Source organism: Croceitalea vernalis, assembly GCF_031846405.1.
Taxonomy (GTDB): Bacteria; Bacteroidota; Bacteroidia; order Flavobacteriales; family Flavobacteriaceae; genus Croceitalea; species Croceitalea vernalis.
On record NZ_JAVRHU010000002.1, the window covers coordinates 274258 to 301012 of the forward strand.

Below are 26755 nucleotides of genomic sequence, written 5' to 3' on the forward strand. Positions count from 1 at the left end.
TTATAATTTGTTTTGAAGCTTTTCTAAACGTGATTTTAACTTTACGATAGACTCTTCAGTCTTAGCAATTTTCAGCTCTGCTTTGTGCTTGTCTACAGCACTCATTGTAGACCCTTTCTTTTCAAATTTGGCCTTTAACTTTTCAAGTTTACTATTGGTAGCCTTGAGCTTGTTTTCGGTTTTACTAATGTTATTGGCTAAACTTTCTTGCTTTTTAAGCTCTTTTTTAGCTTTTTTGGCTGTTTTCTCTTGTTTTTTAGCCGCTTTGATGGCTTTATCCACCTTTTCTAGTTGATCTTGTTCTGTAACAGGGGTAGTAGTGGTCTCTTGTGCTTGAACAGCAGCTCCGCTTATGAATAGCAAAAAAAATAAGATAGTTAACTTTTTCATTTTTCTAGTATTTGATAATTAGAAACAAACTTTAAGGCTAAGTCACACCTAGAAAATATTTCTGAAAAGAAAAATACTATTTTAAAACGAAAAGTACTTTAGTCTAGCGGTAGTAGTAGGCACCAACTAAAAAGAGCCTCATCTTGTGGGATTGAGGCTCTTTTACGAGAACACTATATGAAAATGAAAAAATTTATTTACTTGATTATTACACTGTAAATGTATTGCGAGGTGGTCTCCTTTTGAAATTATTGTTGTGAACTAGCAGAGTTTTGTGGTGAAGCGAGAGAATCAATGTTTTTAGCACATTCTGGGGCCTATTTTTAGGGCAATTCTATCTTTAAATGCCTTGCGTAAATAAAAGGAATCGTTCTCTTTTTGTTGACCAAGTGGTATCAACTAAAAAGAGCCTCGTCTTGTAGGACTGAGGCTCTTTTACGAGAACACTATATGAAAATGAAAAAATTTACTATCTGATTATTACACTGTAAATGTAGTATCAAAGCAGTGTTCTCAGAAATTATTGTTGTGAACCATCGACCTTTTGTGGTGATGTAAGAAAAATATGATATTAAGGGCTAATTTGACCTTATTCGATGGCTTTAATAAGGTTAGCTAAGAACCCATTAATATCAAAATCCGGTTCTTCAGCGAGTCCGGTACGTACCACCACCAAGTCTTTTGAAGGAATCATAAATACATATTGCCCTTGAAATCCGTTCATAGAATACAAATCACTGGGCACATCAGGAAACTTCCCTTCAGCGTTTAACCAAAAATGAGCTCCGTAAATACCTTGTGAATGCACAGTTGGGGTAGTAATATAGTTTACCCAGCTTTCATCAAAGAGCTGTTCGCCATTCCATTCTCCCTTATTCAGATACAATTGCCCTAGTCGTGCCCAGTCTCTGGTATTGGCCCAGCCGTATGAAGAACCTACAAAATTACCTTCTAAATCTGCTTCAATAAGCATGCTATGCGCGCCAACCTTATCAATCAAAGCCTCGTATGGAAAATTTAAATAGTCTTGATGTGCACGAAACTGCTGTCTGAGTATCCCGGAGAGCAAATTGGTGGTGCCTGAAGAATAGTTCCAAATTTCTGTTGGTTTGGCAATAGCTTTTTGAATGCGCTGTGCTTTGGTCATATCGCTTTCTAAAAACAGCATTTTGGTGACGTCAGATATTCCGCTATAGTCTTCATTCCATTCCAAACCACTTTGCATTCGTAGCAAATGGTTAATAGTAATGGCTTTGCGTTCGTCTTTTTCCCATTCCGTAATCGGTGCAGCCCATTCCGTCTTTATTTTGCCTTGATGCTCTAAGATTCCGAAACAAGTGGCCAAAACACTTTTGGTCATGGACCATCCTAAAACGGGTGTCTCTTTGGTAAAACCGTCACTATAGCTTTCATGAATTAAATGCCCCTTGTACAACACCACCAAAGTTCTGGTGCGTTGTACGGCAGCATTGCCGAAGGGTAGGGCGACCGCCTTTTGAAGCTGGTCGTAATCTATATTTTCAAAAACCGAGTCTTTGGCTGGTAAATGCCCATAGGGGTAAGGCAGGTTTACTTGGTTTAAATTTCTTTCAGGTTGTAGGTATGGGGTGCCTTCTACATAATCACTATTCACTAGAACACTGCCTAAACCTTGACGGTTAATTGCTTTTCTGGTCATTAAACCATAAACTGAAGCAGTAGCGGTCTTAGTGGTAGAATCATATTCCGTATCTGCCATTTCAATCAATGGCATAGCCAAATCATTTTTGATAATATAATCAGAAGAATGCTGTCCTATGGTGATACTTGAGCCCATGTACTTAGCGGCATAGCCGGAAATAATGTTCAGTTTTGGATAATTTAAATAAACAACAACCGCAATAATAAGTATAATAACTAAGAGAATTCGTTTGAATAATTTCATAAAATGGAGCTAGTTTATTGTAACTTTCTGTGTTTAAATATAAGCATTTACCTTATGTCAAATATCGGTTTGATTATTGAAGAAAGAAGTCGTGATATTGGTGATTTTTTGGTGGGTCGTTTAATACCTTTTCGAAAAAAGCGCATGATAGGTCCGTTTATTTTTATAGATCATATGGGGCCAACAAAGCTTGGACCCGAAAAGTATATGGATGTAGACCAACACCCACACATTGGTCTTTCTACCCTGACTTTTATGTTAGAAGGCGAAATTATGCACGAAGATAGTTTGGGCACGAAACAGCGCATTCAACCAGGTTCTGTTAATTGGATGACCGCGGGTAAAGGAGTTTCCCATTCTGAAAGAACCCCAAGTAACCTTAGAGGCGGAAAAGAATTTACAGCCCACGGGTATCAAATTTGGGTAGCCTTGCCGAAAGACTTAGAAGATATGGAGCCTAGTTTTCATCATATAAAAGATGAAGAGTTACCTAAATGGAAAGATGCCTCGGCCGAGTTCTGTTTGGTGGCAGGCGAGGGCTATGGTAAAAAATCACCAGTGCCAACCTATTCCCCCCTTTTTATGGTACAAATAAAAACGACCGATAGCTATGCCCTTAATGTGAATGGTAATTTAAAAGGAGAGATTGGTATTTGTATTGTCGAAGGAGGGATTTCAGCCTGTGGAGAAGAAGTGACAAAAGGGAATATTTTAGTCTCTAAGGTTGAAGATACCTGTGACATCATCTTAGCACCAAACACACATCTGTTAATCTTTGGCGGTGAAGCCTTTGAAGAAGAAAGATTTATCTATTGGAACTTTGTTTCTTCTTCAAAAGAAAAAATAGAAGCAGCTAAAAAAACTTGGAAAGAGAAAACATTCCCAATGATGAAGCAAGACCAAAGTTATGTGCCTCTACCAAAATAACTAAAGCGTTTATACCAACGAATTACTAAACACTCTTAATGCATTTTAAACGAAACCGATTCCTTTTTTTGATTAGTTTTTTGCTCTTAGTTATGGTCACTTCGTGTGCTCCAGAGCCTCCTAAGCGAGAAGTAGCCTTGTACAACACCTATTGCGCTAGCTGCCACATTGCACCGCGGATTGATGAACTGCCAAAGGACATTTGGAAAAACGCAATCTTGCCTGATATGCTGGCGCGAATGGATATTGAAGAGATGTATCAAGAGCCTAATCAAGTAAGTACCACTTTTAGACCAAAGATTAAATTACAAGATTGGATAGCCTTACAGAATTATATTATTGAATTGGCACCTGAAAAACTAGCAGCTGCGCCAAAACTAGTTACCAGGCCTTTAGAACAATTTAAAGCGCAAGAGGTTGCACTCGATACACTAAATGGATCTTTACTAACCTATTTTGATTTTAATGAGGGCGATAATCAATTAAATTACGGGACTATTGCAGGTGATTTACAGCGTTACGATTTTCAACAGCAAACACAAGAAAAAGTATATCAAGGAAATACACCAGTGACCTGGCTGAACAGCACGGATAGTGTTCAAATCATTACGGAAGTAGGCATTTTAGACCCTTCTGACCTAGAAGAGGGGCAATTAGTGCGGCTAGTTAAAGAAGATGCTACCATAATTCAAAACGAACTACACAGACCGGTTGGTACGCTGTGTGAAGATTTGAATGGCGACGGAACCATGGAAATGGTAGTGAGCGAATTTGGTGATGCTACCGGAAGTCTATCACTCTTGGTAGGGAATGCTGCCGGTAATTATGACAAAACGATTTTGTTAAATCAGCCCGGCTGTATAAAAACGCTTGCTAAAGACATGAATAATGATGGTAAATTAGACATCATCACCATGACGACCCAGGGGAATGAAAGCATGACGATTTTATATCAAACAGATGATTTAAAATTTAAGGCGGAAAGGGTACTAGATTTTAGTCCCATTTATGGTAGTAGTTGGTTTGAACTCGTAGATTATAATCAGGATGGGTATGATGATATTATTACAGTAAATGGCGATAATGCAGATAAGTCTTATGTGCACAAACCTTATCATGGTATGCGTATTCATTTGAATGATGGTGAGAGCAATTTTTCTGAGGCCTATTTTTACCCTTTAAACGGCGCTACTAGAGTGTTGGCAAGAGATTTTGACCAAGATGGTGATGTAGATTTTGGTTTGATTAGTACTTTTCCAGACTACGAGAAAACACCAGAATTATCTTTTGTGTATTTAGAAAATTTGAATGCGAAGTCTTTTGATTTTGCTTCTAAGGTTTTAAATGATGCGAATGCAGGACGTTGGTTTTTAATGGATGCTGGCGATATTGATGCCGATGGCGATGAAGATATTATTCTGAGCTCTTTTACTTATGTTTTTACCCCAGTACCAGATGGGCTAGCCAAACGATGGGCTAATAGTAATGTCGACCTTGTGATTCTTGAAAATAAATTGAAATAAGATGAAGTTATTCCTAAAGAGCTTTCTGTTCGTTATACTGCTGAGTTCTGCAATATCATGTTCCGTCCAACGCAGCATTATTGATCGGCCAATTATATTTGATGAACAGCGTATCACTTTAACCAAAGAATATCTTTCACAACGCTATAATTTAGAACAAGACAGTCCCGATATTGTGCCTAAAATGATTGTGCTGCATTGGACGGTTATCCCAACTTTAGAAGAATCCATGGATGCCTTTATGAATGCTACATTACCTAATTGGCGACCTGATATTAAGAATGTTAGTGGTCTCAATGTATCTGCTCATTTTTTGGTAGATCAAGATGGGGCTATTTATCAATTAATGCCTGAAACTACTATGGCTAGGCATGTTATTGGCTTAAATCATTGTGCAATTGGCATTGAAAATGTTGGGGGTACTTCTGATTTACCTCTAACGAAAGCACAATTAAAATCAAACAAATGGTTGGTAAACTATTTGGCAACCAAGTATGATATATCATACCTTATTGGACATTATGAGTATCAAAATTTTGAAGGCCACCCACTTTGGCTAGAGGTTGATGAGGGTTACCGAACTGAAAAGACTGATCCTGGGGAAGATTTTATGAAAAAAGTTCGAAAAGCGTCTAAAAAGTTTAATTTTAAACCCATTCCTGTAAAGTGAAAATTATGAAGTCAAGATTTTTAGTATTAATTGCATTTCTTTTAGTTTTTCAATTTGGCGTATCTCAAGAAATCACTGAAAAATTATATGAAACTTACGGAAAGTATAAAGAAATCACTTTAGATAAGAGAAGAATCAAGCATATTCAAATAGAACCATTAATTGAAGAACTTGAGGCTAATCCGTTATTTGAGGTGAATAAAGTAGGAAAGTCTATTGAAGGACGTGATTTGAACTTGATAAGTGTTGGTACAGGGCGAGTAGACGTTTTTTTATGGTCGCAAATGCACGGGAATGAACCAACAGCAACACAGGCTATTTTTGATATTGTGAACTTTTTAGATTCCAAGGATTTTAAAAAGGAAAAAGCGCTCATTCTTTCTAAATTGAAATTACATTTTTTACCAATGCTAAATCCTGATGGAGCAGAACGATTTCAGCGCAGAAACCTTTTGGGCATAGATATTAACCGTGACGCCTTGCGTTTGCAATCGCCGGAGGGTAGAACTTTAAAGCGCGTAAGAGATAGTCTAGACGCTGATTTTGGTTTTAATCTACATGATCAAAGCACGTACTATAATGCAGAGAGAACACCTAAACCAGCAACAATTTCATATCTAGCGCCAGCCTATAATTATGAAAAAGATGTGAACGAAAAACGAGGTGATGCGATGAAGGTTATTGTTTTTATGAATGATATTATTCAGCGTTATGCTCCAGGTCAAGTTGGGCGTTATAATGATGATTTCGAGCCCAGAGCTTTCGGAGATAATATTCAAAAGTGGGGAACAAGTACCATTTTAATTGAGTCAGGTGGTTATAAAGATGATGCGGAAAAGCAGGAGATTAGAAAATTGAACTACGTTTCAATTCTTTCCGCAATTTATACAATAGCCAATGAGAGTTACAAGAAAATTGGCATAGATAAATATGAAGAAATTCCTAAAAACGATAGAAAACTATTCGATTTGAAAATTGAAAATGTAAGCTACAATCTTTTGGGAGATGTATATATTTTAGACTTGGGTATTCATAGAAATGAAGTTGATAATAAAAGACATATTAAGTTTCACTACAGTAGTGTAATTGCAGACCAAGGAGACTTATCTACCTACTATGGCTACGAAACTTTTGATGCTACCGGATATGAAGTAGTACCACCAAGAATGGTAGCAAAGACGGTGCCATCAAGCGGAAATGAAGAAGGCTTTTATGTTTTAAACAGTGAGTCCTTATTAAAATTTGGACAAGCCTATATTCGTATGGCTAGCATACCTAAAGAGCTGAAATATTCGAATTCACCGATACACGTGGTACCAACCAATTTTAAACTAAAAGAGTTTAGATTAGAACCAGGTGTGAACCCTACCTTCTTTCTTAAAAAAGACGGTGAAATTACGCATGCTGTGATTAACGGATTTTTAATTGACGTAAGAAAACCATTGGACGGTCAAGGCTTTTCAAACGCGCTGATTTACCGTTAGTATCCGAATTGAATATTGATGTGGCTTCCATAAATTAGTAACACAATAAGCATGCACAAAAGTGTGCACACGATACATAAAAAGAGGGAGATTAATACTCCTCTAGTCCAAAATGGAAATGCCGCAATTGGACCGTTTTTTAGAATATCTTGAATAACATCCATAATCGTAATTTTTTTTGAGTTGTACAATAGCTAGTTTTTAGGATGCTCTAATAAGTTGTTATTAGTAAAACAATTTAATTGTTGAAAACCCTACTTAGAGCGCCATGCGTTAGGTGTCTGTGCTTTTAAAGAAATTGAGTATCTTTCTCATACAAAATCACAACTATGATGAAAAGAACTATCTATTTCTATTTAATTGCATGTTTAGTAAGCACCATTGGTTTTGGTCAAGAAGCTCAATCGCTATTTAATGGAAAAGATTTAACGGGATGGGTAAACCATGGTACTGAGAAATGGTATGTTGAAAATGGAGAGCTGATTTGTGAAAGTGGCCCTGATGCCGCGTATGGCTATTTATCAACGGAAACGTTTTATGACGATTTTGAGCTTAACTTAGAATTTAAGCAAGATGCTGATGGAAATAGTGGGGTGTTTTTTAGATCTACGTTTGAAGGCACAAAAGTAACGGGCTGGCAAGTTGAAGTTGCTCCGCCTGCCAAACATACCGGTGGTATTTACGAGTCTTACGGACGTGGTTGGTTAATTAAACCGGATATGGCTAAAGATAGGATGTTGAAAATGGGTGAATGGAATTCCATGCGCATTGTTGCCAAGGGTTCTAAAATCACTACCTATTTGAATGGTGTTGAAATGGTACAAATTAATGATGAAAAAATTGGACAAGGAAAAGGTGCCATTGCACTCCAAATACACGATGGCGGCGGTATAAAAGTAAAATGGCGTAATATTAATATTAAGCCTTTATTGGCAAACCCAAACCAAGGATAAGTCTTAGTTTACTACCGGTTCTACAACAAATGATTTAAATTCAATTGGGCCGTGATCTCCTTGAAGCATAAAAGGACCAGGCTCACCTTCTTTACTATCAAGAGCTCCACCAGTGATACCAGGGATTGTTTGATTGTTGATGATGTTTTTACCGTTTGCGACGATACTTACTCTATTACCAATTAAAGTGATTTCGTAAGTTTGCCATTTACCAGCAGCCTTAGCGGCATTTTCATTAGGCTCTAAGAAACCATAGATTCCTCCAAAATAAATATCTGAGGGAGGTAGGTCTTTATTATCAGCAATTTGAACTTCATAACGACCACGAAGATAAATACCACTATTACTTCCTTTTGGGTATCTAAAAGTGGTGGTTAATTTAAAATCTTGGAACTTTTCATCAGAAATCAGATTGGCTCCTGATTGTGGACTGGTCAATATTCCTTTGTCAACTGCCCATTGATTTTCTTCTTTATCAGCGTGCCATCCTTGCACATTATTTGTGTTGAATAAGGCTATAGGAGCCCCAAATTTTGGATTGTCATTATAATCTAAGGTTGGAGCCTTAGTAGCTTTCCAGTTGTACTGCTTACCATCAACATACTTCATTGTACCAATAAGTTCTGTCCCCATGAATTCTGCATTGAATTCCATATTGCCTCCTTCAGGTTCCCATTGTCTCGGAATAGAAAAACTAATAGAACCTTCATCTTCGATAATTTCAGCAACCGGTCTTGCGCTTCCGAATGCAAAAACAAAACGCCCTACCAAAGTAGCATGACCAGAGTGTCTAATTTCAAGCCAAGAAGGAACTGTTTTCCCTTCAAAATCCATTTCAATATCCCAACGACCTTCAAGAGGATTCATTTCTTGACTGAACGCCGTTAATCCAGCGAAACAAATGGCTAAAAATAGAACTATAGATTTCATATAAGTAAAATGTTAGTTAGAGCACACAAGATACTAAAATTGATAAACACCAATGTTCAAACCGTACTACTCGCATCCGCCAGTAAAACCGGTAGCATCAAATTCCGTTTGTACCGCTCCTTGCAAGGCCCCATTGGTTAATTGAATGACCAAGTTGTTATCGCCACTACCATCACGTTTTGGTGTACAATACTCAAAGAGATAAAAGCTATTTGCTTGTTCAGAAACCCGTGCAGATATCTGATTAAAGGTAGTTTCTAACTCCGCCGCATTACTCGCCACAACACTGGCAGTTTTACCAATATCACTTAACACTGCAGTATCAATTTCAGCGCCTAAGCCAATAGAGAAGAATGAAATATTTGGGTTTGCATTGTTCACGGCATTTAAAGCGCTCTCTTCCATATATCTTGAAGCCTGATCTGTTCCATCTGTAAAAAGCACCACAGAAGCAGCACCGATAGCTTGGTTTTGATTGGTTTCTTGAATGAGGTCTTCAGCGATGTTTGCCGATTTAATGACCGCTCCATATAGATCTGTTGAAGGGTCGTTGCTAATGTTTTCGTCTATTCCATCAATTGCAGCAGTTAATTCGGCTATTGAAGATGTGAGTGGGTTTAATAAATGGAGCACATCTTCACCATCAAACCAATAAATTGCCATTTGAAAAGAAGTTGTTTCAGGTGCGGGCATTACATTATTCACAAAACTGGTAGATGCTACTTTGAGCTCGTCTAAACTGCTCTGCAAAACCGAATTACTTAAGTCTAAGACTAAAAGAGTATTGTTATTGAAAATTTGAGAATTAGGTGAAATTCTAGCAAAGGATTCTGATGACGAAATGGTATTAAAACAATCGTCGTTACGCCCTTGTTCGTATATGGTAAACTGATTTGCTGTTAAGCCAGAAATTGGGTTGCCTTGATTATCTGTAACTTTAAAAAGTATAGAAACCTTACCTGGTAGGGTGGTAAACTCTTCTTGAATAGAAAGTAGCAGTTCATTGTCTTCAAATCCTAAACAAGAATCCGGATTTTCACCTTTACCAAGCTCGCCTTGGTTGAGATTAAAATTGACATCATCATCTGAATTTCCGCAAGAAATAAAAAGAATTAAAGCAAAGAAGGTTAAGAAACACTTGGTGTAGGTATTCATTTTCAAAATTTTATGGTTCTTTCCAATGAACGCAAAAACTGAACCAATAGTGTACATTAAGAAAAATTTGTAATTTGAAGCAACATCTAATCTTATGAAAAACAATTTTAAACTGTTCTTGCTTATTGCTTTTATTTCCTTTTTTGAGATAGCTTTTTCACAGCGTATTGCAGAAAGACTGGGCTATCCTAAAGATGCTAAATTATTGATTATTCATGCAGATGATTTAGGAGTAAGTCATTCCGAAAATATGGCTAGTATTAAAGCTATGGAAGAAGGCTCCGTGAATTCTGCGAGTATAATGGTGCCTTGCCCTTGGTTTCCTGAAATTGCCAATTATGCCAAGCATCACACTGATATGGATTTTGGATTGCATTTAACCTTAACCAGTGAGTGGAAGTATTATAAATGGGGACCATCTTATAAGAGTGATTCCATGGCATCCTATATAAACGAGCAAGGCTATTTTTATGATAATGTGAGTGAGGTTGTTTCAAAAGCTAATCCTGATTTTTTAAAAGCTGAATTGTCAACACAAATTAGAACTGCTTTAAATGCCGGAATTGATGTAACTCATTTAGATGCCCATATGGGAGCAGTAATGGCAACGGAAGGTTTTTTTGAAACTTATATCGAAGTCGGGCATGAATTTAAGGTTCCGGTTTTATTAAGTAAAGGAATGCCAGCCTTAAAATCTTCCAAGATAAGAGCAATGCTAACTGATAAAAATGTTATTCTAGATGCTATAATATCAGCTTCACCAAATGATTTTGAAGAAGGAATGGAGGGTTATTATAGCACAACCATCAATGAACTAGAACCTGGTATAACCTGTTTGCTAATTCATACTGCTTATGATAATCAGGAAATGCAAGGAGTAACCATCGATCATCCAAATTGGGGAGCTGCATGGCGCCAAGCAGATTTTGATTTTTTTACCAGCAAAAAATGTGCTGACCTTCTAAAGGAAAATGAAATCGTTTTAATTACTTGGAGAGAGATTCGTGATAAAATCACCAGAAGTCAAGACTAAAACACATGAAAAGAAGCCTATAGCATATTCTATTGTTAAAAAAAATTATCACGTATCAATTTTTGCTAACTTCAAGCCAACAAAGAATCAATTCATAAAACTATGCCGGTATATCAAATTAATGTGAATGGGGAGTCTAAATCCGTAGATGTTTCTGCTGACACTCCTGTATTATGGGTCTTAAGAGACCATTTAGACTTAGTGGGCACCAAATATGGCTGCGGAATAGGGCAATGTGGTGCATGCACGGTACATGTTGATGGCACAGCGATGAGAAGTTGCTCCATGACATTAGAACAACTAGATGGAAAAGCTATCACTACAATTGAAGGTTTATCAGAAGATGGAAAGCATCCTGTTCAAGAAGCCTGGAAAGAAGTAGATGTGCCACAATGTGGATATTGTCAATCAGGCCAGATAATGACTGCTTCGGCATTTCTTGAAAAGAACCCAAATCCTTCTGAAGAAGAGATAAAAAATGCGATGCATGGAAATATTTGCAGGTGTGCATCTTATAATAGAATATATAGAGCGGTTGAAAAGGCTGCAGAACAAATGTCATAAAACCTAATACAATGTCAATAAAATCAAATAATACATTCAGTAGAAGGGCTTTTATGAGAACTTCTTCTCTCGCAGGCGGTGGTATGTTAATAGGGTTTAACCTATTTAACTCCTGCAAACCAGAGGTAAAATTGGAACCTACGGTTGATTTAGCACAACTAGATTTTAAAGATTTTAATGCTTTTATAAAAATAGCAGAGTCTGGTGAAGTAACTATTTTTTCGCCAAATCCAGAAATTGGGCAAGGGGTGAAAACATCAATGCCAATGATTATTGCAGAAGAGTTAGATGTTGCTTGGAAAGATGTTTATGTTCAACAAGGAATTCTTGACACTAAAAATTATCAACGTCAGGTTGCCGGTGGGAGTCAATCAATCCGTTTTGGTTGGGATGCTTTACGACAAACAGGAGCTTCGGCAAAGCAGATGCTTGTAAATGCAGCCGCCGCGCGTTGGGGTGTTGATGCCTCAGAGTGTACTGTAAGTGAAGGAATGATTACTAACGCAGCGGGTGTTTCTTTAGGATATGGCGAAATAGTGAATGAAGCTGCCTTATTGGAGGTGCCTGAAGGTGTTACCCTAAAAGAACCAAAAGACTACAAAATTATTGGAACAAACATCCAAAATGTAGATATCGACAAAATAACAACGGGTAAACCACTTTATGGTCTAGATTACAAAGTAGCCGGAATGGTTTATGCTTCCGTTTTAAGGCCACCAGCTTTTGGGCAAAAACTAATGTCCTATGATGCCACTGAAGCGCAAACAATGCCTGGTGTAATCGATATTATTAAGATTGGTGAAAAAGTTCAGAATCTTTTTGAAGAAGACCCAAGTTTTGCTAGTAAAATTTCAAGTAGCGATAAAGTTGTGGTTATTGCTGAAACCACTTGGCAAGCAATGAAAGCTAAGAACGCTATTACAGCCGAATGGGAGAATGATATCTTTATGGAGAGTACAGAAAACCATGATCAAATGTTGAATGGTTTTTTAGATGCTACTCAGTTTGATACTAGACGTAAAGATGGTGATGTCAAAAAAGCATTTGCCGATGCTGATATGGTTTTAGAACGCACATACGAGTCACCGTTCCTTCCGCATAATTGTATGGAGCCTATGAACTTCTTCGCTGATGTTACAGATGAAAAAGTGCATTTAGTCGGGCCAATTCAAACACCAGCTTGGAAAGCTGGTCTTGTTGCAAAATTGCTAGGTAGAGCAGAAGATGAAATCTTAATGGAAATGACTAGGATGGGTGGTGGTTTTGGACGCCGTTTGTATGGTGATTTTGTATTAGAAGCTGCTGAGATTTCAGATGCGATTAGAAAACCTGTAAAAGTAGTTTATAGCAGAGAAGATGATATGGCGGTTGGTGTATATCGTCCTGCCATTAAATACCGCATAAAAGCTTCAGTAAAAGATGGGCAATTAACAGGTTACCATTTAAAGGAAGCCGCTATCAATGATAATATGTATGGGTTGATACCAAATTTCTTCCCTGCTGGCGCAGTTGAGAATTATCAGGTAGATACAAAGAGCTATAAGAGTAATATTACAACTGGTGCTTGGCGAGCACCCTACACGAACTTTTTAGCTTATGCCGAGCAAAGTTTCTTTGATGAGCTTGCCGAGGCGATGGATGTGGACAAAGTGCAGCTGCGTTTAGATTTATTAAAGAAAGTAGATGCTGCGGCTGATGAGCGCATTGAATACTCACCCGAACGAATGATAGAAGTTATTGAAACTGCTGTTGAAAAATCGGGTTGGGGAACAAAGCCAAAAGGAGTTTATCAAGGTTTTGTAAATTATTATTGCCACAATACACATGTAGCTCAAGTAGCTGATGTGGAAATTGAAAATGGTAAACCTGTGGTTAAGAAAGTCACTTGTGTAGTAGATTGTGGAATAGTGGTAAACCCACTGGGTGCATTAAACCAAATAGAAGGTGGCGTAATTGATGGAATAGGGCATTCCATGTACGGTGATTTTGGTTTTGATGCAGGAATACCAACTGCTAATAACTACGACCGCTATCGCTTAATTAGGATGAAAGAAGCTCCTAAGGTTGAAGTACATATGATTAATAATGAGTTAAGTCCTACTGGTTTAGGGGAGCCAACTTTACCACCAGCAGGTGGAGCAGTTGCAAATGCTCTTAAAGCGGCTACAGGAAAACGAATATATCAGCAACCTTTTATGAAAAATCCGGAGATGTTAGAAGTCCCAGAAGAATCTATAATAGGATAATTAACTATGACAATTTTATTATTCGGGGTTACCAAAGATATTGTTGGTAGCCCTTCACTTTCTATACCTACGACCAGTGCTACTGGTAAAAATATTCCTAAGACAGTTGAAGAGCTTCGAAGCTTTTTAGGAAATGCATATCCTGAAATAGAAAAGCTGACATCTTTAGCAATTGCAGTAAACAATAACTATGCAGATGATAGTCAAGAAATCAATTCTTATGACGAAATTGCATTAATTCCGCCTGTTAGTGGAGGGTAAGACCTTGCTTTATTAGTTATTTTAAAACAACAGAAAAAAGTAGTTACACATACAATTTAATTATATTGATAACAAATATTTTTAAAAAACAAAATTCATAGATTAAAAGTTTTATTTTTTCGACGAAATACACTTTTGACTTGATTTTAAGTATAAAAAGTGTTAAAAAGAATGTAGTTCATCGATAAAAAATCCAATTACATCGGATTACTCGTATCATAGTGCAAGAAAGAAAAATTATTTTTCAACCCCACAATTCTTACACCTATGAAAAAAGTACTTATTTTTTTCTTTTTGACCGTTTTTTATGCTCAAGGTCAATTAGAAATTGGCGGCGATGCCGTTTATTCCCCTACGCAACTTGAAATTGTAACCGCCCGTTATTTTAATAACTGGTCTATTGGAAGAAATGATGAAATTGATGAGACAATTAATTCCAGTGAAGATTTTTATAATGATGTTATCGTAAATGGTAATGGAGATAGAGGGAGATGGGATAATTTTCATAATAGTACAAGTGTAATACCTAATTCAGGACCAGATGGTAGATATGAACCACATTACCAAAGAGCCCGAAGATATGGGAGTGGAGATTATCCTAATGAGGTTAATGTTTCAGAGAACATATCTAAAACTGCCAACTTCGCCCTAATTCTTGGTAAAGCAGCAGAAATGCACAATGCTGGAACAAGCTTTGAGAATGTCAACCCAGAAGGTGAAATTTCATTTAATGGACAAAATTGGAAATTAAATGATTTAGCAGAAGAATTAGCAAATGCTGTTTTTTTGGAATTGATTTGGTACGCCGAAAGCGACGCTTTGGATGCTAGTAATGGCGGTACTCAAAGAGAATCGGGAGAGCCTGCAAGACAAAACTCAACGCATGGAACTTTTAGTAGATTCATGTATAATCCAACTTCAATATTCGGTATTGATGGTTTAAGAACCGGAGCTCCGTGGTGGGTTACTTTTGCCAAAATGTCAAAATTAGTTCATGCTTATGGAAAAGTCAAAGATTTATTAGTTGGAAAACAAATCTATGAAGACAACAAATTGAAAGTCAACTATTGGTTCAAAGATTGGAGGGATTTTTGTTTTGCCAATATGGATATTTTAATGAAGACAAAATTAGACTCCAATTGGAGGGATTTTGATAAAAATTGGAATATTGGAGGAGGTCTATTTGATGGTAAAGGTAATGCACAGAGCTATACGCATTACGACAGTAATGGCAATGGGCAGAATAGAATCCAAGGGAATCTTTGGGATGTTTTTAACAATAGGGAAAATGATCATTTTGAATACCTACATACCTATGCCACCTATTTTGGCGACGAAGAATTACAAGACTGGATGTATGATTGGTGGAAAGCGTTTTATGCTGTTTATACTTGGTCAGACGGCACAATGTATGAATTTTATCGCGGTGGAACTGGCATTCCGGCGATGCAATATCCTCATATTATAATCGTACAATTAGTTAGTATGGCTCAAACACATGCGAATGCGGTGATTAATAACTTTCCAAATGTCGGTACTAATCCTAGAAAGTTTTATGATTACGAATCATCAATGGGATCAGATGAATTATCAGATGGTGATTGGTCAGATTCTTCAAGTGGAGGAAATAAAGGATTAGAACTAACGATGAATAATATTTTGCGCCATTTTCAAAATTCTTCAAATGGTGGTTGGTTTTTAAACAGATATGATGAAAGCGGTGTAGCAATTCCAGAAGACCCCAGTCAAACGAATACTATTGCATCTGGATTAGCTAATCTATATTATGACAATAATTTTTTTAGGGCAGGTAATGTTAGAGATGGATCTATGGGTTTGAATTCTTATTCTAATCATGGTTCTGGAGGTTTGAATGGTGAATGGGGGCAAGCCTGGTGGCTTGCAGGGTCTCTTGGAGGTGAAGTAGCTGCCTATGAAATGGGAGGCGTTTTAGCAGATGATATTTCGGCTTGGGAGAATGATGCTGATAGAGATTCAGATAATGAAGAGGAAGAGCAGGAAGAAGAGGAAGAAGAGGAAAATAATGATGAAGAGAACAACGATGAAGAAGGTAACACAGAGGAAGAAAATGATAATGAAGAAAGTGATAATGCAGAAGAGGAAGAGAATGATGAAGCAAGTGATGTAGATGATTTTTTAGAGGAGGATGTTGATGACACAATTACAGCAGAAGAATTAGATAATTTATTAGAAGCAAATAATGAATTTTTTATTGCCGAAAACCCAGTTCGTGACGCAACATTAAAGATTGTTAAATCAGATGACGAGTGTGGAATTATCAGTATTTATGATTTGAATGCCAGATTACTGCATCAAAGAAATGAATGCGGTAAACAATTAAGTATCCCTATTGATTTTATACTCTCTCGAGGGGTTTATGTAGTTCGCGTTGAACGACAATCTAGAACGGACGTTAAGCGATTTTTGTTTAACAGAAATTGAATTCTATTTTCAAATTTTGCGGAATTGTTTTGTTAAATTGTATTTATTTTTAGATTCAATGACTATCTTTCTTTAGATAATGTATTTGAATGTTAATTGACAATCATAAAAGAACAATAAATTACCTGAGATTAGCAGTCACAGATAGGTGCAATTTGCGTTGTAATTATTGCATGCCGGCTGAAGGTATAAGTTTTGTTCAGAATAAAAAGTTATTGACTATTGACGAACTTAAAAAAATTAGTCAGGTTTTAGTTGGTCAAGGCGTTAGTAAAATTAGAATAACTGGAGGAGAACCATTCGTTCGAAAAGATTTGATTGATTTGCTGCGATACCTTCAAAAATTGGAAGGTTTAGATGATATTTCTATTACCACGAATGCAACATTAATAGGACCGTACATTGATGAGTTGAAAAAGCTCGGTATTAAAAACATTAATGTAAGCCTAGATGCCATAGATAGAAGCACTTTTGAGAAGATTACCCGAAGAAATCAATATGATACGGTTCATGAGAATTTAATTCGTTTAATTACGGAAGGTTTTAATGTCAGAATAAATTTTATAGTTCTCGAGGGACAGAATGAACAAGATATCATCCCAATTCTAGAGCTAATGAAACATTATCCTGTTTCTGTTCGATTCTTAGAAGAAATGCCTTTTAATGGGGGAAGTAAGTCATTTGAAAAAATCACATGGGATTATAAGGTAATTTTAACTCATATTACTAAGCATTTTTCAAATTTCAAAAAATTAGATTCCCCTGAAACGTCAACTTCTATTAATTATAAAATTGAAGGTCATAAAGGTACTTTTGGTTTAATCCCATCATTTAGTCGGACTTTTTGTGGTAGTTGTAATCGATTGCGAATTACCGCCACTGGAGATATTATTACTTGTTTGTATGGAAAGCCGAAGGCTAATTTGAGAGATATTGTTAGAAACAAAAATTCCAAAAATGGAATTGAAAATGCAATATTAAAGGTGGTTGGTAGCAGAGCAAAGACTGGCTTTGATGCTCAAAAGGAACACGGCGGTGTTTTCGAAAATTCAATGACCTCAATAGGTGGATGATTTGTAAAAAAATTAAATTATTCGAATAGGGTCAAAAATCATTTTTTTATTGTTTACTTTTTCGTTGATTACACCTAGTTTTATTCGGTAACCTTTCTTAATTTTAATAGGCCTATATTTTAAGTATTAATCATGAATTATTCAAAACCGATTTTGAACGGACTTATTCTTTCTGGTGGAAAAAGCACTAGAATGGGTAATGATAAAGGTTTAATTTCATATCATGGAATTCCTCAACGACAATTTTTGTATGATTTAGCAGAACCACTTGTCAATAAAGTCTTTTTTAGCATTCGTTCTGAACAACAAGTCGAATTAGCAAGTAGTAATAGTTATATTATTGATAATAACGAGTATAAAGGACCTTTAAATGGTATTTTAAGTGCACATAAACACTTTCCTGATAATGCCTGGTTGGTATTGGCTTGTGATTTGCCATTAATTAATCAAGAATCGATACAAGAATTGATAAGTCAACGGGATATAAATAAGATTGCTACCGCATATGCAACCAAGGAAAGTAAACTTCCTGAACCCTTAGCTGCCATTTGGGAACCTCAAGGTTTAATAAAGGCAATAGCTTATATGAAAACAGCAGGAAGTTCTTGCCCCAGAAAATTTTTAATCAATTCAGATGTGAAATTGATTTTCCCTAATTCTGATGAAGTTCTTTACAATGCTAACTCTCCCGAAGAATATCAAGTTGCTAAGTCAAAAGTTATGGAATGAGGGCATCAGATAGATACATACGTCAAGAAAGTCTTAAAGTTTTCGGCCCAGAGAATCAAAATAAATTACGTTCTTCGAAAGTGTTGATTGTTGGGTTAGGTGGTTTAGGTATACCTGTCGCACAATATTTAAACGCAATTGGTGTCGGTACTTTGGGCTTAGTGGAAAATGATAGTATTAGCCTGCACAATTTACAACGTCAGGTTTTGTACGCTGAATCTGACATTGGTAAAGCTAAACTAGCCATTTGTCTTTCTCGATTACAGAAACAGAATTCTGAAACTATAATAAATACCTACGCTACTTTCTTGACATCGAAAAATGCGCTTGATATTATTAAGGATTATGATATTATCGTTGACGCTACTGATAATTTTGAAACTCGTTATCTTATTAATGATAGCTGCGTAATTTTAAACAAAACTTTTGTTTATGGGGCTTTGCATTCTTTTGAAGGACAAGTGAGTGTGTTTAATTATAAAAAAGGTCCAACATATCGTTGCTTGTACCCAGTTGTTCCAAGTGAGGCGGAAATTCCAAATTGCGACGAAAATGGGGTCTTAGGTGTGCTTCCAGGGATAATAGGAACGCTGCAAGCTTTGGAAGTAGTAAAAGTAATTACAGAAATAGGAGAGGTACTTTCTGGAAAACTTTTATTATTTGATGGTTTGTCGCTAAACACTCGAAAAATTAACTTTAAATCACGACTGGAATCTTTTGAAATTAAACAATTGCAGGAAGACTATTCTTTAAAGGGATGTTCTATAGAATTTGAAATTATTCCAGAAAAGTTTGAAAAACTTTTAATGACACAAGATGTTCAGTTAATTGATGTTCGAAAACCTGAGGAGTTTGCCTCGAATCATTTAGAGAAAGCTATTAATATTCCCTTATCTGATTTTAACGATAATACCCAAAAAATTGATTTGTCGAGACCAGTTTATATAATTTGTCAATCTGGAAAACGTAGTATACAAGCATTAAACAAACTTCAAAATTATCATTCGAAAGCAATTGTATTTAGTGTTGCTGGTGGGATGAATAAATTTCAAAAATTATGTCATTAACAATTTCGGATTTTTCCTTGTTAATGTTGGTTTTCTTTATTGTCGCAACCTTGTATTCATCTGTCGGTTTTGGAGGTGGTTCTAGTTATTTGGCAATACTTGCCTTAATTTTTACTGGTTTTTTTGTGATTAGAAGCACTGCCCTAGTTTGTAATTTAGTTGTTGTTACCAGTAGCTGTTATCTTTTTCTCAAAAAAGGACATTTGAACTTAAAAAGGTTCCTGCCTTTTTTACTTACAAGTATTCCCATGGCTTTTTTAGGTGCAATATTTAGATTGGGGGAATCCATTTTTTTTATCCTCTTAGGAACAACGCTTATTTTCTCATCATTGGCTTTAATTTTGCAAACAAGAAAACTGAAGACCAATTATAAATCATTAAAATACCCTAAATATTTACCCTATTTTATTGGGGCTTTTATTGGCTTACTATCAGGCCTTGTAGGTATTGGTGGGGGTATTTTTCTTGCCCCTATTTTGAATCAACTCAAATGGGATAAGCCCATTGTTATTGCAGCTTTAGCCAGTGTATTTATTCTTTCGAATTCCATTGCAGGTATAACAGGTTTAATTATCAGTGGTACTTTTGAAGTATTTTGGCCTGAAATAATCGGTCTTTTAATTGCGGTTTTGGCTGGTGGACAAATCGGGGTTCGTTTGAGTTTAAATAAGATTTCAGCAAAAGGTATACGCTTATTAACAGCATTTTTAGTATTATTTGTAGGTGTTCGCGTATTATTGAATAACGGTTTACAAATCAATTTATTTTCATGATTGCGTTTGAAAAAGCTTTGGAATTGGTCTTAAATAATAGTGCTTCTTTTGGGGAAGTAACGCTACCACTTGATAAGGCCGTGGGTAGAATATTAGCTGAAGATGTTTTTGCCGACAGGGATTTCCCTCCATTCAATAGAGCTACTAAAGATGGAATAGCTATTCATTATGAAAGTGTTAGCAATGCATTTTCTAAGTTTAAAATTCAAGATACTGCTGCTGCTGGAAGCCCTCAGCTTCAATTATTTAACACATCGGATTGTATTGAAGTGATGACAGGTGCTATGGTACCTATTAACTGTGATACCGTTATTATGTATGAACATCTAGTGATAGAAAGCGGGTTCGCTACTTTATTGAAACCTGTAAAAAAGGGACAAAATATTCATGTAAAAGGAAGTGACGAACCTAAAGGGGTAAAAGTTTTAGAGAGGGGAATACAAATTTCAGCTTCCGAAATTGGTGTTTTAGCCTCAGTTGGAAAAGCAGTGTTGAAAGTTAAAAAAAATCCAAGAATTAGTATTGTATCTACTGGAGATGAGCTAGTGAATGTCCATGAATTTCCAAAAGCTCATCAAATTAGAAAATCAAATTCACATACATTAAAAGCAGCTCTTATTGATAAAGGTATCGCTTCAGAAATGGTTCATATTCCGGATGAAAAAGTCAAAACAAAAGAAGTAATAAGCAAATTACTATTAACTTCTGATGTGATATTATTGAGTGGAGGAGTGTCTAAGGGAAAATATGATTATTTACCAGAAGTATTTGAAGAATTAAATATTACAAAAGTATTTCATAAAGTAAGACAACGTCCTGGCAAACCATTTTGGTTTGGAAGTCATGAAGAATCTAAAACAACGGTCTTTGGTTTTCCTGGAAATCCAGTTTCAACATTTGCCAATTTTAATATTTATTTTCTCCCATGGTTAGACAAAAGCTTGATGGGAGTTGTTAAAAAAGAAATCACCGTAATTTTGGAAGAAGAATTTGAAAACACCACAGATTTAACTCGATTTATAAGAGCAAAATTGGTTTTGAAAAATGGAAAGACAAGGGCGCAATTAATCGAAGGAAATGGCTCTGGAGACCTTACGAGTTTAACCAAGTCGGACGGATTTCTAAAAGTTCCGCCTAACAAAAAATGTATAAAAGGAGCAAAAGTTTCCTTTTTACCAACAAGACGGATTTTGTAACATGACTCATGAACTAAAAAAAATAATACAAGCTTACGAAGTTGCTAATTCACAAGGAATAAAGTGTGTTTTAGCCACTGTTGTTGCATTAGAGGGCTCATCTTATCGAAGACCAGGTGTACGCATGCTACTTCAAGAAAACGGTAAAATGATAGGGGCAGTGAGCGGCGGCTGCGTGGAAAAAGAAGTGCTGCTACAATCTGCAACGGTTTTCAAGAATAAGGTATCTAAAATCATTACTTATGATGGTCGTTACCGTTTAGGATGTGAAGGCGTGTTATATATTCTTTTGGAGTTTTTTGAGCCAACCTCGAAGTTTATAAATGAGTTCTGGACTCTTGTAAAAAATAGAAGTCAATTTACCCTGACGAGTTATTTTGAAAAAGATTTTAAAGAAGACCGTTGTTTTGGTACTATTCTTAAGTTTGGTAAAACTATAATCCCTATAAATAAATCTTTTACCCTTAATAATGATCACGAAGTTTTCAATCAGGTTTTAACACCTTGTTTTAAGTTAATTATCGTAGGGGCTGAACATGATGCCGTGCAGTTATGTGCATATGCTGCTATGACGGGATGGGAGGTCACTATTGTTGTTAACCCCAAAGAACAGAAAGTAATAAATGATTTTCCGGGGGCTAATGAATTTATAAATGTTGACGCAGAATTTTTACAATTAAGAATTGATCAGGAAACAGCCGTGGTTTTGATGACTCATAGTTACGCTAAAGATTTACAATACTTAATTGCTCTTCAAAATAGTAAACCTATATATTTTGGACTTTTAGGTCCTGCAAGAAGGAGAGAAAAAATATTCGATGATTTTATAGAGAGAGTGCCTGATATTTCTGATGAATTTCTCTCTCAATTAAATGGACCTGCTGGGCTGGCTATTGGATCTGAAACTCCACAAGAAATAGCTATTTCAATCCTTGCCGAAATACTTTCAGTAAGTAACAAAAAAGAACCTGCTATGCTAAAAAATAAGCAAGGGCCTATACATAGTTGATGGTTAAAAATGATAATATTGCTGTTTTAATATTGGCTGCTGGTGCCTCTTCCCGTATGGGGCAACCAAAACAATTGCTCCCGTGGGGCGAAACAACATTATTAAATCATGCAATAGCCCAAGCTAAAAAGATTTCTAAAAATGTCTTTGTTGTCTTGGGGGCAAACCAAGACTTAATTAAAAGCTCTTTAACTAGAGGTGTGATTGCGATAAACAATCCATTTTGGAAAATGGGTATGGGGACTTCAATAGCTTGTGGAATTTCTGAAATATTAAAATTAGATGAATTCAGTTCGGTTTTAGTAATGTTGTCAGACCAACCATTATTAGATAGTAATTATCTTACTGAGCTTAAGAATCTTTTTTTTAATTCTGACTGTAAAATTGCCGCCACTGTTTACCAAGCAAACAAAGGAGTGCCTGCAGTTTTTGACCACTCGATCTTAAATCAATTAACAAGATTGAATAAAGATTATGGAGCCAGAAGGCTGATGAAAGAATTTGAATCTGAATTAAAAGGGCTTGAACCCGAGGGGAATGAAATTGATATTGACACTTTTGAAACGTATCAAAAACTACTGTCTAACTCAAAATAGGGCATTTAAACTTAGATGTCCTTTAACTTGATTAGGAACTACTTTTATCTTCCTTAATTGACTTAGATTCTTCTAATCCGTCAAGTTCTTGAAAAATACCACAAGAAATTTGTCTTCTAACTAAGGAAGATTTTTTCTTTTTGGAGCGCGCTTCAATCTGTTTATTTAAAAATTCCATATCATAAAAACGATAGATTATAATTCCTATTGTATTCATAATATTGAAAAATAGTATTGCTTATGTGATTTTTAAAAGGTAATTGACACTAATAAGATATAAGAATAGAATTTGAAACAGAAAGAGAAGGTATTTATTGAGCTCATTAAAGAGTACGAGGGCCTAATTTTTAAAGCAAGTACGATATATACCAATAATAAACAAGATCAAAAAGATTTATTTCAAGAGATTGTTTATCAATTATGGAAGTCTTTTGATTCTTTTAAGAACCAAGCAAAAATAAGTACTTGGATGTATCGTGTAGCTATGAATACTGCTATAACACAGTTAAAAAGAAGTAAAAAATCACCTACATCTGAATCCTTTGAAAAGGTTGTTTTTGAGCAAATGGAGACTTATGATGCTGCTTTTGAAGAAAATCTAAAGAAAGTATATGAACAGATTAATCAATTAAATACTCTTGAAAAAGGACTGATGCTTTTGTTGTTGGAGGGAAAGAGTTACCAAGAAATTTCAGAAGTTTCAGGGCTTTCCATAACAAACGTGGGAACTCGTATTAATAGAGTAAAAAGTAAGTTAAAATCAAAACTTGTAAAATAATTTAACATGGAATTTGAAGAATTACAAGCTGCATGGAGTGCGATGAGTACCGAGTTGAAAAATCAAAAAAAAATTACCGATAAAATTATAATAGATATGACAAAACAGAAATACAAAAGTAAATATAGCACCGCTAAGACATTAGAGAGTCTTGCTTCCATAGTTTGTTTTGGAATGGCATTTTATGTAATTATAAACTTTGGAAAATTAGATGCTTGGTATCTTCAGGTACTAGGGGTATTCACTATTTTATTTTATACTGTTTTTCCAATTTTATCTTTGAGTGCCCTATTTAGACTGCATAACTTAAATCTTTCTCAAGATTATAGCAGACTTATGATTGATTTTCGGAAACGTAAAAAATGGTTTTTATTGGTTCAGCAATTGAGTATTGTACTTTGCTTTATCTTGGTAATTGCAGCATTGCCAGTGGCTGTTAAAATATCAAAGGGTAAAGATTTACTTCTACAAAGCAGCACTTGGCTATGGTATGTTCCTTTTGCAATGATTTTTCTTTTCTTTTTTACGAGATGGGGTTATAGATGTTATAAGGGTATGACAAATTCGGCGGAACAACTACTTTCTGAATTGGAATAACTATTCAATTACAGTATGATGAACTGTTTTTTTAAGAATTAGTTTATGACGAATATGTTCAAAAATATTCATCCAATTCATCTTTAAAATTAATGCAGCAGTAGGTACATTATCTTCTTCTATGGCTGCTATTATTGACTCGTTTTGATTATCAATTTGCTCATAAAAAGAGGAATCGGTTATAAATAATTGTTCGTAGAATAAAACACGAGCTTCTAAATCTTCAAGAATCGCCAGTAGAATTTTATTCTCACAGTCTTGCACAAGTAAATGATGAAAACTTATACGAGAATTTAAACGCGCTTCTGGTGTATGAGTTTGTTGTAAATGCAATTGTTCTTCTCTCAGGCCATGAATAGTACTTTTTTTAAAGTCTGAATTTTCAACTGCTATAACCTCTAACTGAGCTATTGTATTATAAATATCACGTGCTTCTTCATAAGAAAGTTCCGGTATAATAAAACCTCGATTGGGAATGGCTCTTATGATTCTTGCTTGTTCTAGTTGACTCAACGCTTCTCGAATAGGAGTAACACTTATGTTAAGTTCTCTTGAGAGCTGCGCAAGATTCAAGGTTTTACCAATAATTAGTTCTCCTTTCAAAATCTTTTTCAATAGGTGCTTACGCACCTTATTTCTTAGGATATTTGTTGAATTCATGATAAGTAATAATCGTATACGATTTTAAACTCCTACAAATCTATATTATTGCCTTATATTTAATTTATAAATACCAAAATTTTTATGATGTACTTCAGATATACCCTAATTCTAAGTTTACTTTTACTGATAGCTTCATGCAATACTGATGCTTCAAAAACAGAAGTAATCAATGTTTATGAAACCCAACTTTTTAATGATGTACAACTCGCTGCAATTTATAAAGACTCAAAAACCTTTGTTGATTTAGTACCTAAAGAAACGTATACGATTTTAGAAGAACGCTATTTACTTGAAAAGGATAAAGATGGTTTTGATTTAAAAGCATTTGTTTCAGAAAATTTTATGGACAAGTCCATGGCTTCTCTTGAGTTTAAAACAGACACCACAAAAACGATGTATGAACATATTAATAGCATGTGGGATAAACTTACAAGAGGACCAGATTCTGTAATTGCAAACTCTTCAAGAATACCTCTTCCCAAAAAATATGTAGTGCCTGGTGGTCGTTTTCAAGAGATATATTATTGGGATAGTTATTTTACCATGGAAGGACTTTTGGCAACTGGCAGAAGAGACTTAGCTAAAAGCATGGTCGATAACTTCACCTTCCTTATTGATTCTATTGGGCATATACCAAATGGTACAAGAGATTACTATAGAACTCGTTCGCAACCGCCGTTTTATTCAGTTATGGTGAATGCTCTTGCAAAAGATGATCAGAATATGATTCTATACTATTTACCAGAATTAAGTAAGGAGTATGATTTTTTTATGAAACATGATACAATTGATAGACCCTATGGTGCAAGCCAGCATGTGGTGCAAATGATAGGAGGTCATTTTTTAAACAGATATTGGGATGCTGGCGATACTCCGCGACCAGAAGCTTATAAGGAAGATACACACTTAGCAAGTGATTTAGAAACTCAAGAAGAGAAACTAAGACTCTATAAGGATTTAAGGTCAGGAGCTGAATCAGGTTGGGATTTTAGTTCACGTTGGTTTTTAGAATCTGATAATTTTTCAAGCACGAGTACAACATCAATACTACCTATTGACTTAAATTGTCTTTTGTATCATCATGAAAGGCTTTTGGCAATTGGATCGAGATTGAAAGGTGATATGAAAGCATCACAATATTTTAATACCAAGGCGGGTCAAAGACAAAGGCTGATTCAAGAATATATGTGGGATGAAGAAAAGAGCTTTTTTATGGATTTTAACTTCAAAAGAGCAGAGAGAACCAATCAACTTACCTTAGCTGGAGTATATCCTTTGTTTTTTAGAATAGCTTCAAAAGATCAAGCTGAAAAGGTTAAAGATGTTATTATGAATCAATTCTTGAAAGAAGGTGGACTCGTTACAACTTTAAATAATTCAGGACAGCAATGGGATGCTCCTAATGGCTGGGCTCCTTTGCAATGGATTGCAGTAAATGGCTTATTAGGATATGGCTATGTAGACGAAGCCAAAGAAATTATAACCCGCTGGTTGGCTTTAAATGAAAAAGTTTATAAAGACACCGGTAAAATGATGGAAAAATATAATGTTGAAGATTTAACCTTATTATCTGGCGGTGGCGAATATGAAACTCAAGATGGTTTTGGCTGGACAAATGGAGTAGCTATCGGATTTAAAACATTTCTTGAAAAGTTAGAGGAGCAAGAGCAAGAGTGATAATAGGGTGGGAAGCCTTTAAATGGTTTAATGATTTTTAAGACACGATTTAGGTCAAATGTATAGAGAAGTAT

The 26755-nt window shown here is 35.6% G+C and carries 26 protein-coding genes; 20 read left to right on the forward strand and 6 right to left on the reverse strand.

All coding sequences use genetic code 11. The annotated features are described in order from the left end of the window. Complete coding sequence (locus RM520_RS07670) at positions 1-390, reverse strand: hypothetical protein (protein ID WP_311387568.1); 390 nt, start codon at positions 388-390, stop codon at positions 1-3. Between the two features lie 589 nt (positions 391-979). Continuing rightward, positions 980-2314: a serine hydrolase domain-containing protein gene (locus RM520_RS07675; RefSeq protein ID WP_311387569.1), complete on the reverse strand. Its 1335-nt coding sequence runs from the start codon at positions 2312-2314 to the stop codon at positions 980-982. Between the two features lie 54 nt (positions 2315-2368). Here RM520_RS07675 and RM520_RS07680 point away from each other — a divergent pair, with 54 nt between their 5' ends. From RM520_RS07680 to RM520_RS07700, 5 genes are all read left to right on the forward strand, one after another. Next, positions 2369-3241 (forward strand): pirin family protein, encoded by an 873-nt coding sequence (locus RM520_RS07680; protein ID WP_311387570.1) that lies wholly within the window; start codon positions 2369-2371, stop codon positions 3239-3241. 92 nt (positions 3242-3333) lie between these two features. Beyond that, positions 3334-4764 (forward strand): FG-GAP repeat domain-containing protein, encoded by a 1431-nt coding sequence (locus RM520_RS07685; RefSeq protein WP_311387571.1) that lies wholly within the window; start codon positions 3334-3336, stop codon positions 4762-4764. 1 nt (position 4765) lies between these two features. Further along, complete coding sequence (locus tag RM520_RS07690) at positions 4766-5434, forward strand: peptidoglycan recognition protein family protein (protein ID WP_311385125.1); 669 nt, start codon at positions 4766-4768, stop codon at positions 5432-5434. 5 nt (positions 5435-5439) lie between these two features. Beyond that, a complete protein-coding gene (locus RM520_RS07695) occupies positions 5440-6918 on the forward strand; it encodes a M14 family metallopeptidase (protein WP_311385126.1) in 1479 nt (492 codons plus the stop codon). A 329-nt stretch (positions 6919-7247) separates the two neighbouring features. Continuing rightward, on the forward strand, positions 7248-7871 hold the full coding sequence (locus RM520_RS07700; protein ID WP_311387572.1) for a 3-keto-disaccharide hydrolase: 624 nt from the start codon (positions 7248-7250) through the stop codon (positions 7869-7871). Between the two features lie 3 nt (positions 7872-7874). On the opposite strand, the gene RM520_RS07705 is transcribed toward RM520_RS07700, so the two are convergent. Together RM520_RS07705 and RM520_RS07710 are read right to left on the reverse strand one after the other, a co-directional pair. Next, positions 7875-8801: a 3-keto-disaccharide hydrolase gene (locus tag RM520_RS07705; protein WP_311387573.1), complete on the reverse strand. Its 927-nt coding sequence runs from the start codon at positions 8799-8801 to the stop codon at positions 7875-7877. Between the two features lie 66 nt (positions 8802-8867). Beyond that, positions 8868-9956 (reverse strand): vWA domain-containing protein, encoded by a 1089-nt coding sequence (locus RM520_RS07710; protein WP_311387574.1) that lies wholly within the window; start codon positions 9954-9956, stop codon positions 8868-8870. A gap of 94 nt (positions 9957-10050) precedes the next feature. Between RM520_RS07710 and RM520_RS07715 the strand changes: the two genes are divergently transcribed. The 12 genes from RM520_RS07715 (at position 10051) to RM520_RS07770 (ending at position 22966) form a co-directional block, all read left to right on the forward strand. Next, entirely contained in the window at positions 10051-10989 is a 939-nt protein-coding gene (locus tag RM520_RS07715) for a polysaccharide deacetylase family protein (RefSeq protein WP_311387575.1), read from the forward strand. Between the two features lie 102 nt (positions 10990-11091). Next, positions 11092-11553 (forward strand): (2Fe-2S)-binding protein, encoded by a 462-nt coding sequence (locus RM520_RS07720; protein WP_311387576.1) that lies wholly within the window; start codon positions 11092-11094, stop codon positions 11551-11553. Between the two features lie 11 nt (positions 11554-11564). After that, positions 11565-13799 carry a xanthine dehydrogenase family protein molybdopterin-binding subunit gene (locus RM520_RS07725; protein ID WP_311387577.1) on the forward strand — a complete coding sequence of 745 codons (2235 nt, stop codon included), beginning with the start codon at positions 11565-11567 and terminating at the stop codon, positions 13797-13799. Positions 13800-13805: 6 nt separating this feature from the next. Next, entirely contained in the window at positions 13806-14060 is a 255-nt protein-coding gene (locus RM520_RS07730) for a MoaD/ThiS family protein (protein ID WP_311387578.1), read from the forward strand. 267 nt (positions 14061-14327) lie between these two features. Next, a complete protein-coding gene (locus tag RM520_RS07735) occupies positions 14328-16523 on the forward strand; it encodes a T9SS type A sorting domain-containing protein (protein ID WP_311387579.1) in 2196 nt (731 codons plus the stop codon). Between the two features lie 89 nt (positions 16524-16612). Continuing rightward, the gene (moaA, locus tag RM520_RS07740; protein WP_311387580.1) at positions 16613-17596 is read left to right on the forward strand and encodes a GTP 3',8-cyclase MoaA; all 984 of its coding nucleotides are present in this window, start codon (positions 16613-16615) and stop codon (positions 17594-17596) included. A 132-nt stretch (positions 17597-17728) separates the two neighbouring features. Next, complete coding sequence (locus RM520_RS07745; protein WP_311385136.1) at positions 17729-18325, forward strand: NTP transferase domain-containing protein; 597 nt, start codon at positions 17729-17731, stop codon at positions 18323-18325. After that, a complete protein-coding gene (locus RM520_RS07750; protein ID WP_311385137.1) occupies positions 18322-19392 on the forward strand; it encodes a ThiF family adenylyltransferase in 1071 nt (356 codons plus the stop codon). Before RM520_RS07745 ends, RM520_RS07750 begins: the two co-directional genes overlap by 4 nt. Next, a complete protein-coding gene (locus RM520_RS07755; protein ID WP_311385138.1) occupies positions 19383-20165 on the forward strand; it encodes a sulfite exporter TauE/SafE family protein in 783 nt (260 codons plus the stop codon). Before RM520_RS07750 ends, RM520_RS07755 begins: the two co-directional genes overlap by 10 nt. Continuing rightward, complete coding sequence (locus RM520_RS07760) at positions 20162-21361, forward strand: molybdopterin molybdotransferase MoeA (protein ID WP_311387581.1); 1200 nt, start codon at positions 20162-20164, stop codon at positions 21359-21361. The genes RM520_RS07755 and RM520_RS07760 overlap by 4 nt, the downstream gene beginning before the upstream one ends. A 1-nt stretch (position 21362) precedes the next feature. After that, on the forward strand, positions 21363-22370 hold the full coding sequence (locus tag RM520_RS07765; protein WP_311387582.1) for an XdhC family protein: 1008 nt from the start codon (positions 21363-21365) through the stop codon (positions 22368-22370). Beyond that, a complete protein-coding gene (locus RM520_RS07770; RefSeq protein ID WP_311385141.1) occupies positions 22370-22966 on the forward strand; it encodes a nucleotidyltransferase family protein in 597 nt (198 codons plus the stop codon). Before RM520_RS07765 ends, RM520_RS07770 begins: the two co-directional genes overlap by 1 nt. A gap of 31 nt (positions 22967-22997) precedes the next feature. On the opposite strand, the gene RM520_RS07775 is transcribed toward RM520_RS07770, so the two are convergent. After that, the gene (locus RM520_RS07775; protein ID WP_311387583.1) at positions 22998-23183 is read right to left on the reverse strand and encodes a hypothetical protein; all 186 of its coding nucleotides are present in this window, start codon (positions 23181-23183) and stop codon (positions 22998-23000) included. 72 nt (positions 23184-23255) lie between these two features. Between RM520_RS07775 and RM520_RS07780 the strand changes: the two genes are divergently transcribed. Both RM520_RS07780 and RM520_RS07785 read left to right on the forward strand, forming a co-directional pair. Beyond that, on the forward strand, positions 23256-23744 hold the full coding sequence (locus tag RM520_RS07780) for an RNA polymerase sigma factor (protein WP_311387584.1): 489 nt from the start codon (positions 23256-23258) through the stop codon (positions 23742-23744). 6 nt (positions 23745-23750) lie between these two features. Further along, positions 23751-24341, forward strand: a complete 591-nt coding sequence (locus tag RM520_RS07785) for a hypothetical protein (protein WP_311387585.1) — start codon at positions 23751-23753, stop codon at positions 24339-24341. Here RM520_RS07785 and RM520_RS07790 read toward each other — a convergent pair whose 3' ends face one another. After that, the gene (locus RM520_RS07790; protein WP_311385145.1) at positions 24342-25001 is read right to left on the reverse strand and encodes a GntR family transcriptional regulator; all 660 of its coding nucleotides are present in this window, start codon (positions 24999-25001) and stop codon (positions 24342-24344) included. Between the two features lie 84 nt (positions 25002-25085). Here RM520_RS07790 and treF point away from each other — a divergent pair, with 84 nt between their 5' ends. After that, on the forward strand, positions 25086-26681 hold the full coding sequence (gene treF / locus RM520_RS07795) for an alpha,alpha-trehalase TreF (protein ID WP_311387586.1): 1596 nt from the start codon (positions 25086-25088) through the stop codon (positions 26679-26681). The last annotated feature ends 74 nt before the right edge of the window (positions 26682-26755 follow it).

Bases quoted from the DNA above. Each gene is read 5' to 3' on its own strand.
- RM520_RS07670 (WP_311387568.1), bottom strand. From the start codon at position 390: ATGAAAAAGTTAACTATCTTATTTTTTTTGCTATTCATAAGCGGAGCT.
- RM520_RS07675 (WP_311387569.1), bottom strand. From the start codon at position 2,314: ATGAAATTATTCAAACGAATTCTCTTAGTTATTATACTTATTATTGCG.
- RM520_RS07680 (WP_311387570.1), top strand. From the start codon at position 2,369: ATGTCAAATATCGGTTTGATTATTGAAGAAAGAAGTCGTGATATTGGT.
- RM520_RS07685 (WP_311387571.1), top strand. From the start codon at position 3,334: ATGGTCACTTCGTGTGCTCCAGAGCCTCCTAAGCGAGAAGTAGCCTTG.
- RM520_RS07690 (WP_311385125.1), top strand. From the start codon at position 4,766: ATGAAGTTATTCCTAAAGAGCTTTCTGTTCGTTATACTGCTGAGTTCT.
- RM520_RS07695 (WP_311385126.1), top strand. From the start codon at position 5,440: ATGAAGTCAAGATTTTTAGTATTAATTGCATTTCTTTTAGTTTTTCAA.
- RM520_RS07700 (WP_311387572.1), top strand. From the start codon at position 7,248: ATGATGAAAAGAACTATCTATTTCTATTTAATTGCATGTTTAGTAAGC.
- RM520_RS07705 (WP_311387573.1), bottom strand. From the start codon at position 8,801: ATGAAATCTATAGTTCTATTTTTAGCCATTTGTTTCGCTGGATTAACG.
- RM520_RS07710 (WP_311387574.1), bottom strand. From the start codon at position 9,956: ATGAATACCTACACCAAGTGTTTCTTAACCTTCTTTGCTTTAATTCTT.
- RM520_RS07715 (WP_311387575.1), top strand. From the start codon at position 10,051: ATGAAAAACAATTTTAAACTGTTCTTGCTTATTGCTTTTATTTCCTTT.
- RM520_RS07720 (WP_311387576.1), top strand. From the start codon at position 11,092: ATGCCGGTATATCAAATTAATGTGAATGGGGAGTCTAAATCCGTAGAT.
- RM520_RS07725 (WP_311387577.1), top strand. From the start codon at position 11,565: ATGTCAATAAAATCAAATAATACATTCAGTAGAAGGGCTTTTATGAGA.
- RM520_RS07730 (WP_311387578.1), top strand. From the start codon at position 13,806: ATGACAATTTTATTATTCGGGGTTACCAAAGATATTGTTGGTAGCCCT.
- RM520_RS07735 (WP_311387579.1), top strand. From the start codon at position 14,328: ATGAAAAAAGTACTTATTTTTTTCTTTTTGACCGTTTTTTATGCTCAA.
- moaA (WP_311387580.1), top strand. From the start codon at position 16,613: ATGTTAATTGACAATCATAAAAGAACAATAAATTACCTGAGATTAGCA.
- RM520_RS07745 (WP_311385136.1), top strand. From the start codon at position 17,729: ATGAATTATTCAAAACCGATTTTGAACGGACTTATTCTTTCTGGTGGA.
- RM520_RS07750 (WP_311385137.1), top strand. From the start codon at position 18,322: ATGAGGGCATCAGATAGATACATACGTCAAGAAAGTCTTAAAGTTTTC.
- RM520_RS07755 (WP_311385138.1), top strand. From the start codon at position 19,383: ATGTCATTAACAATTTCGGATTTTTCCTTGTTAATGTTGGTTTTCTTT.
- RM520_RS07760 (WP_311387581.1), top strand. From the start codon at position 20,162: ATGATTGCGTTTGAAAAAGCTTTGGAATTGGTCTTAAATAATAGTGCT.
- RM520_RS07765 (WP_311387582.1), top strand. From the start codon at position 21,363: ATGACTCATGAACTAAAAAAAATAATACAAGCTTACGAAGTTGCTAAT.
- RM520_RS07770 (WP_311385141.1), top strand. From the start codon at position 22,370: ATGGTTAAAAATGATAATATTGCTGTTTTAATATTGGCTGCTGGTGCC.
- RM520_RS07775 (WP_311387583.1), bottom strand. From the start codon at position 23,183: ATGAATACAATAGGAATTATAATCTATCGTTTTTATGATATGGAATTT.
- RM520_RS07785 (WP_311387585.1), top strand. From the start codon at position 23,751: ATGGAATTTGAAGAATTACAAGCTGCATGGAGTGCGATGAGTACCGAG.
- RM520_RS07790 (WP_311385145.1), bottom strand. From the start codon at position 25,001: ATGAATTCAACAAATATCCTAAGAAATAAGGTGCGTAAGCACCTATTG.
- treF (WP_311387586.1), top strand. From the start codon at position 25,086: ATGATGTACTTCAGATATACCCTAATTCTAAGTTTACTTTTACTGATA.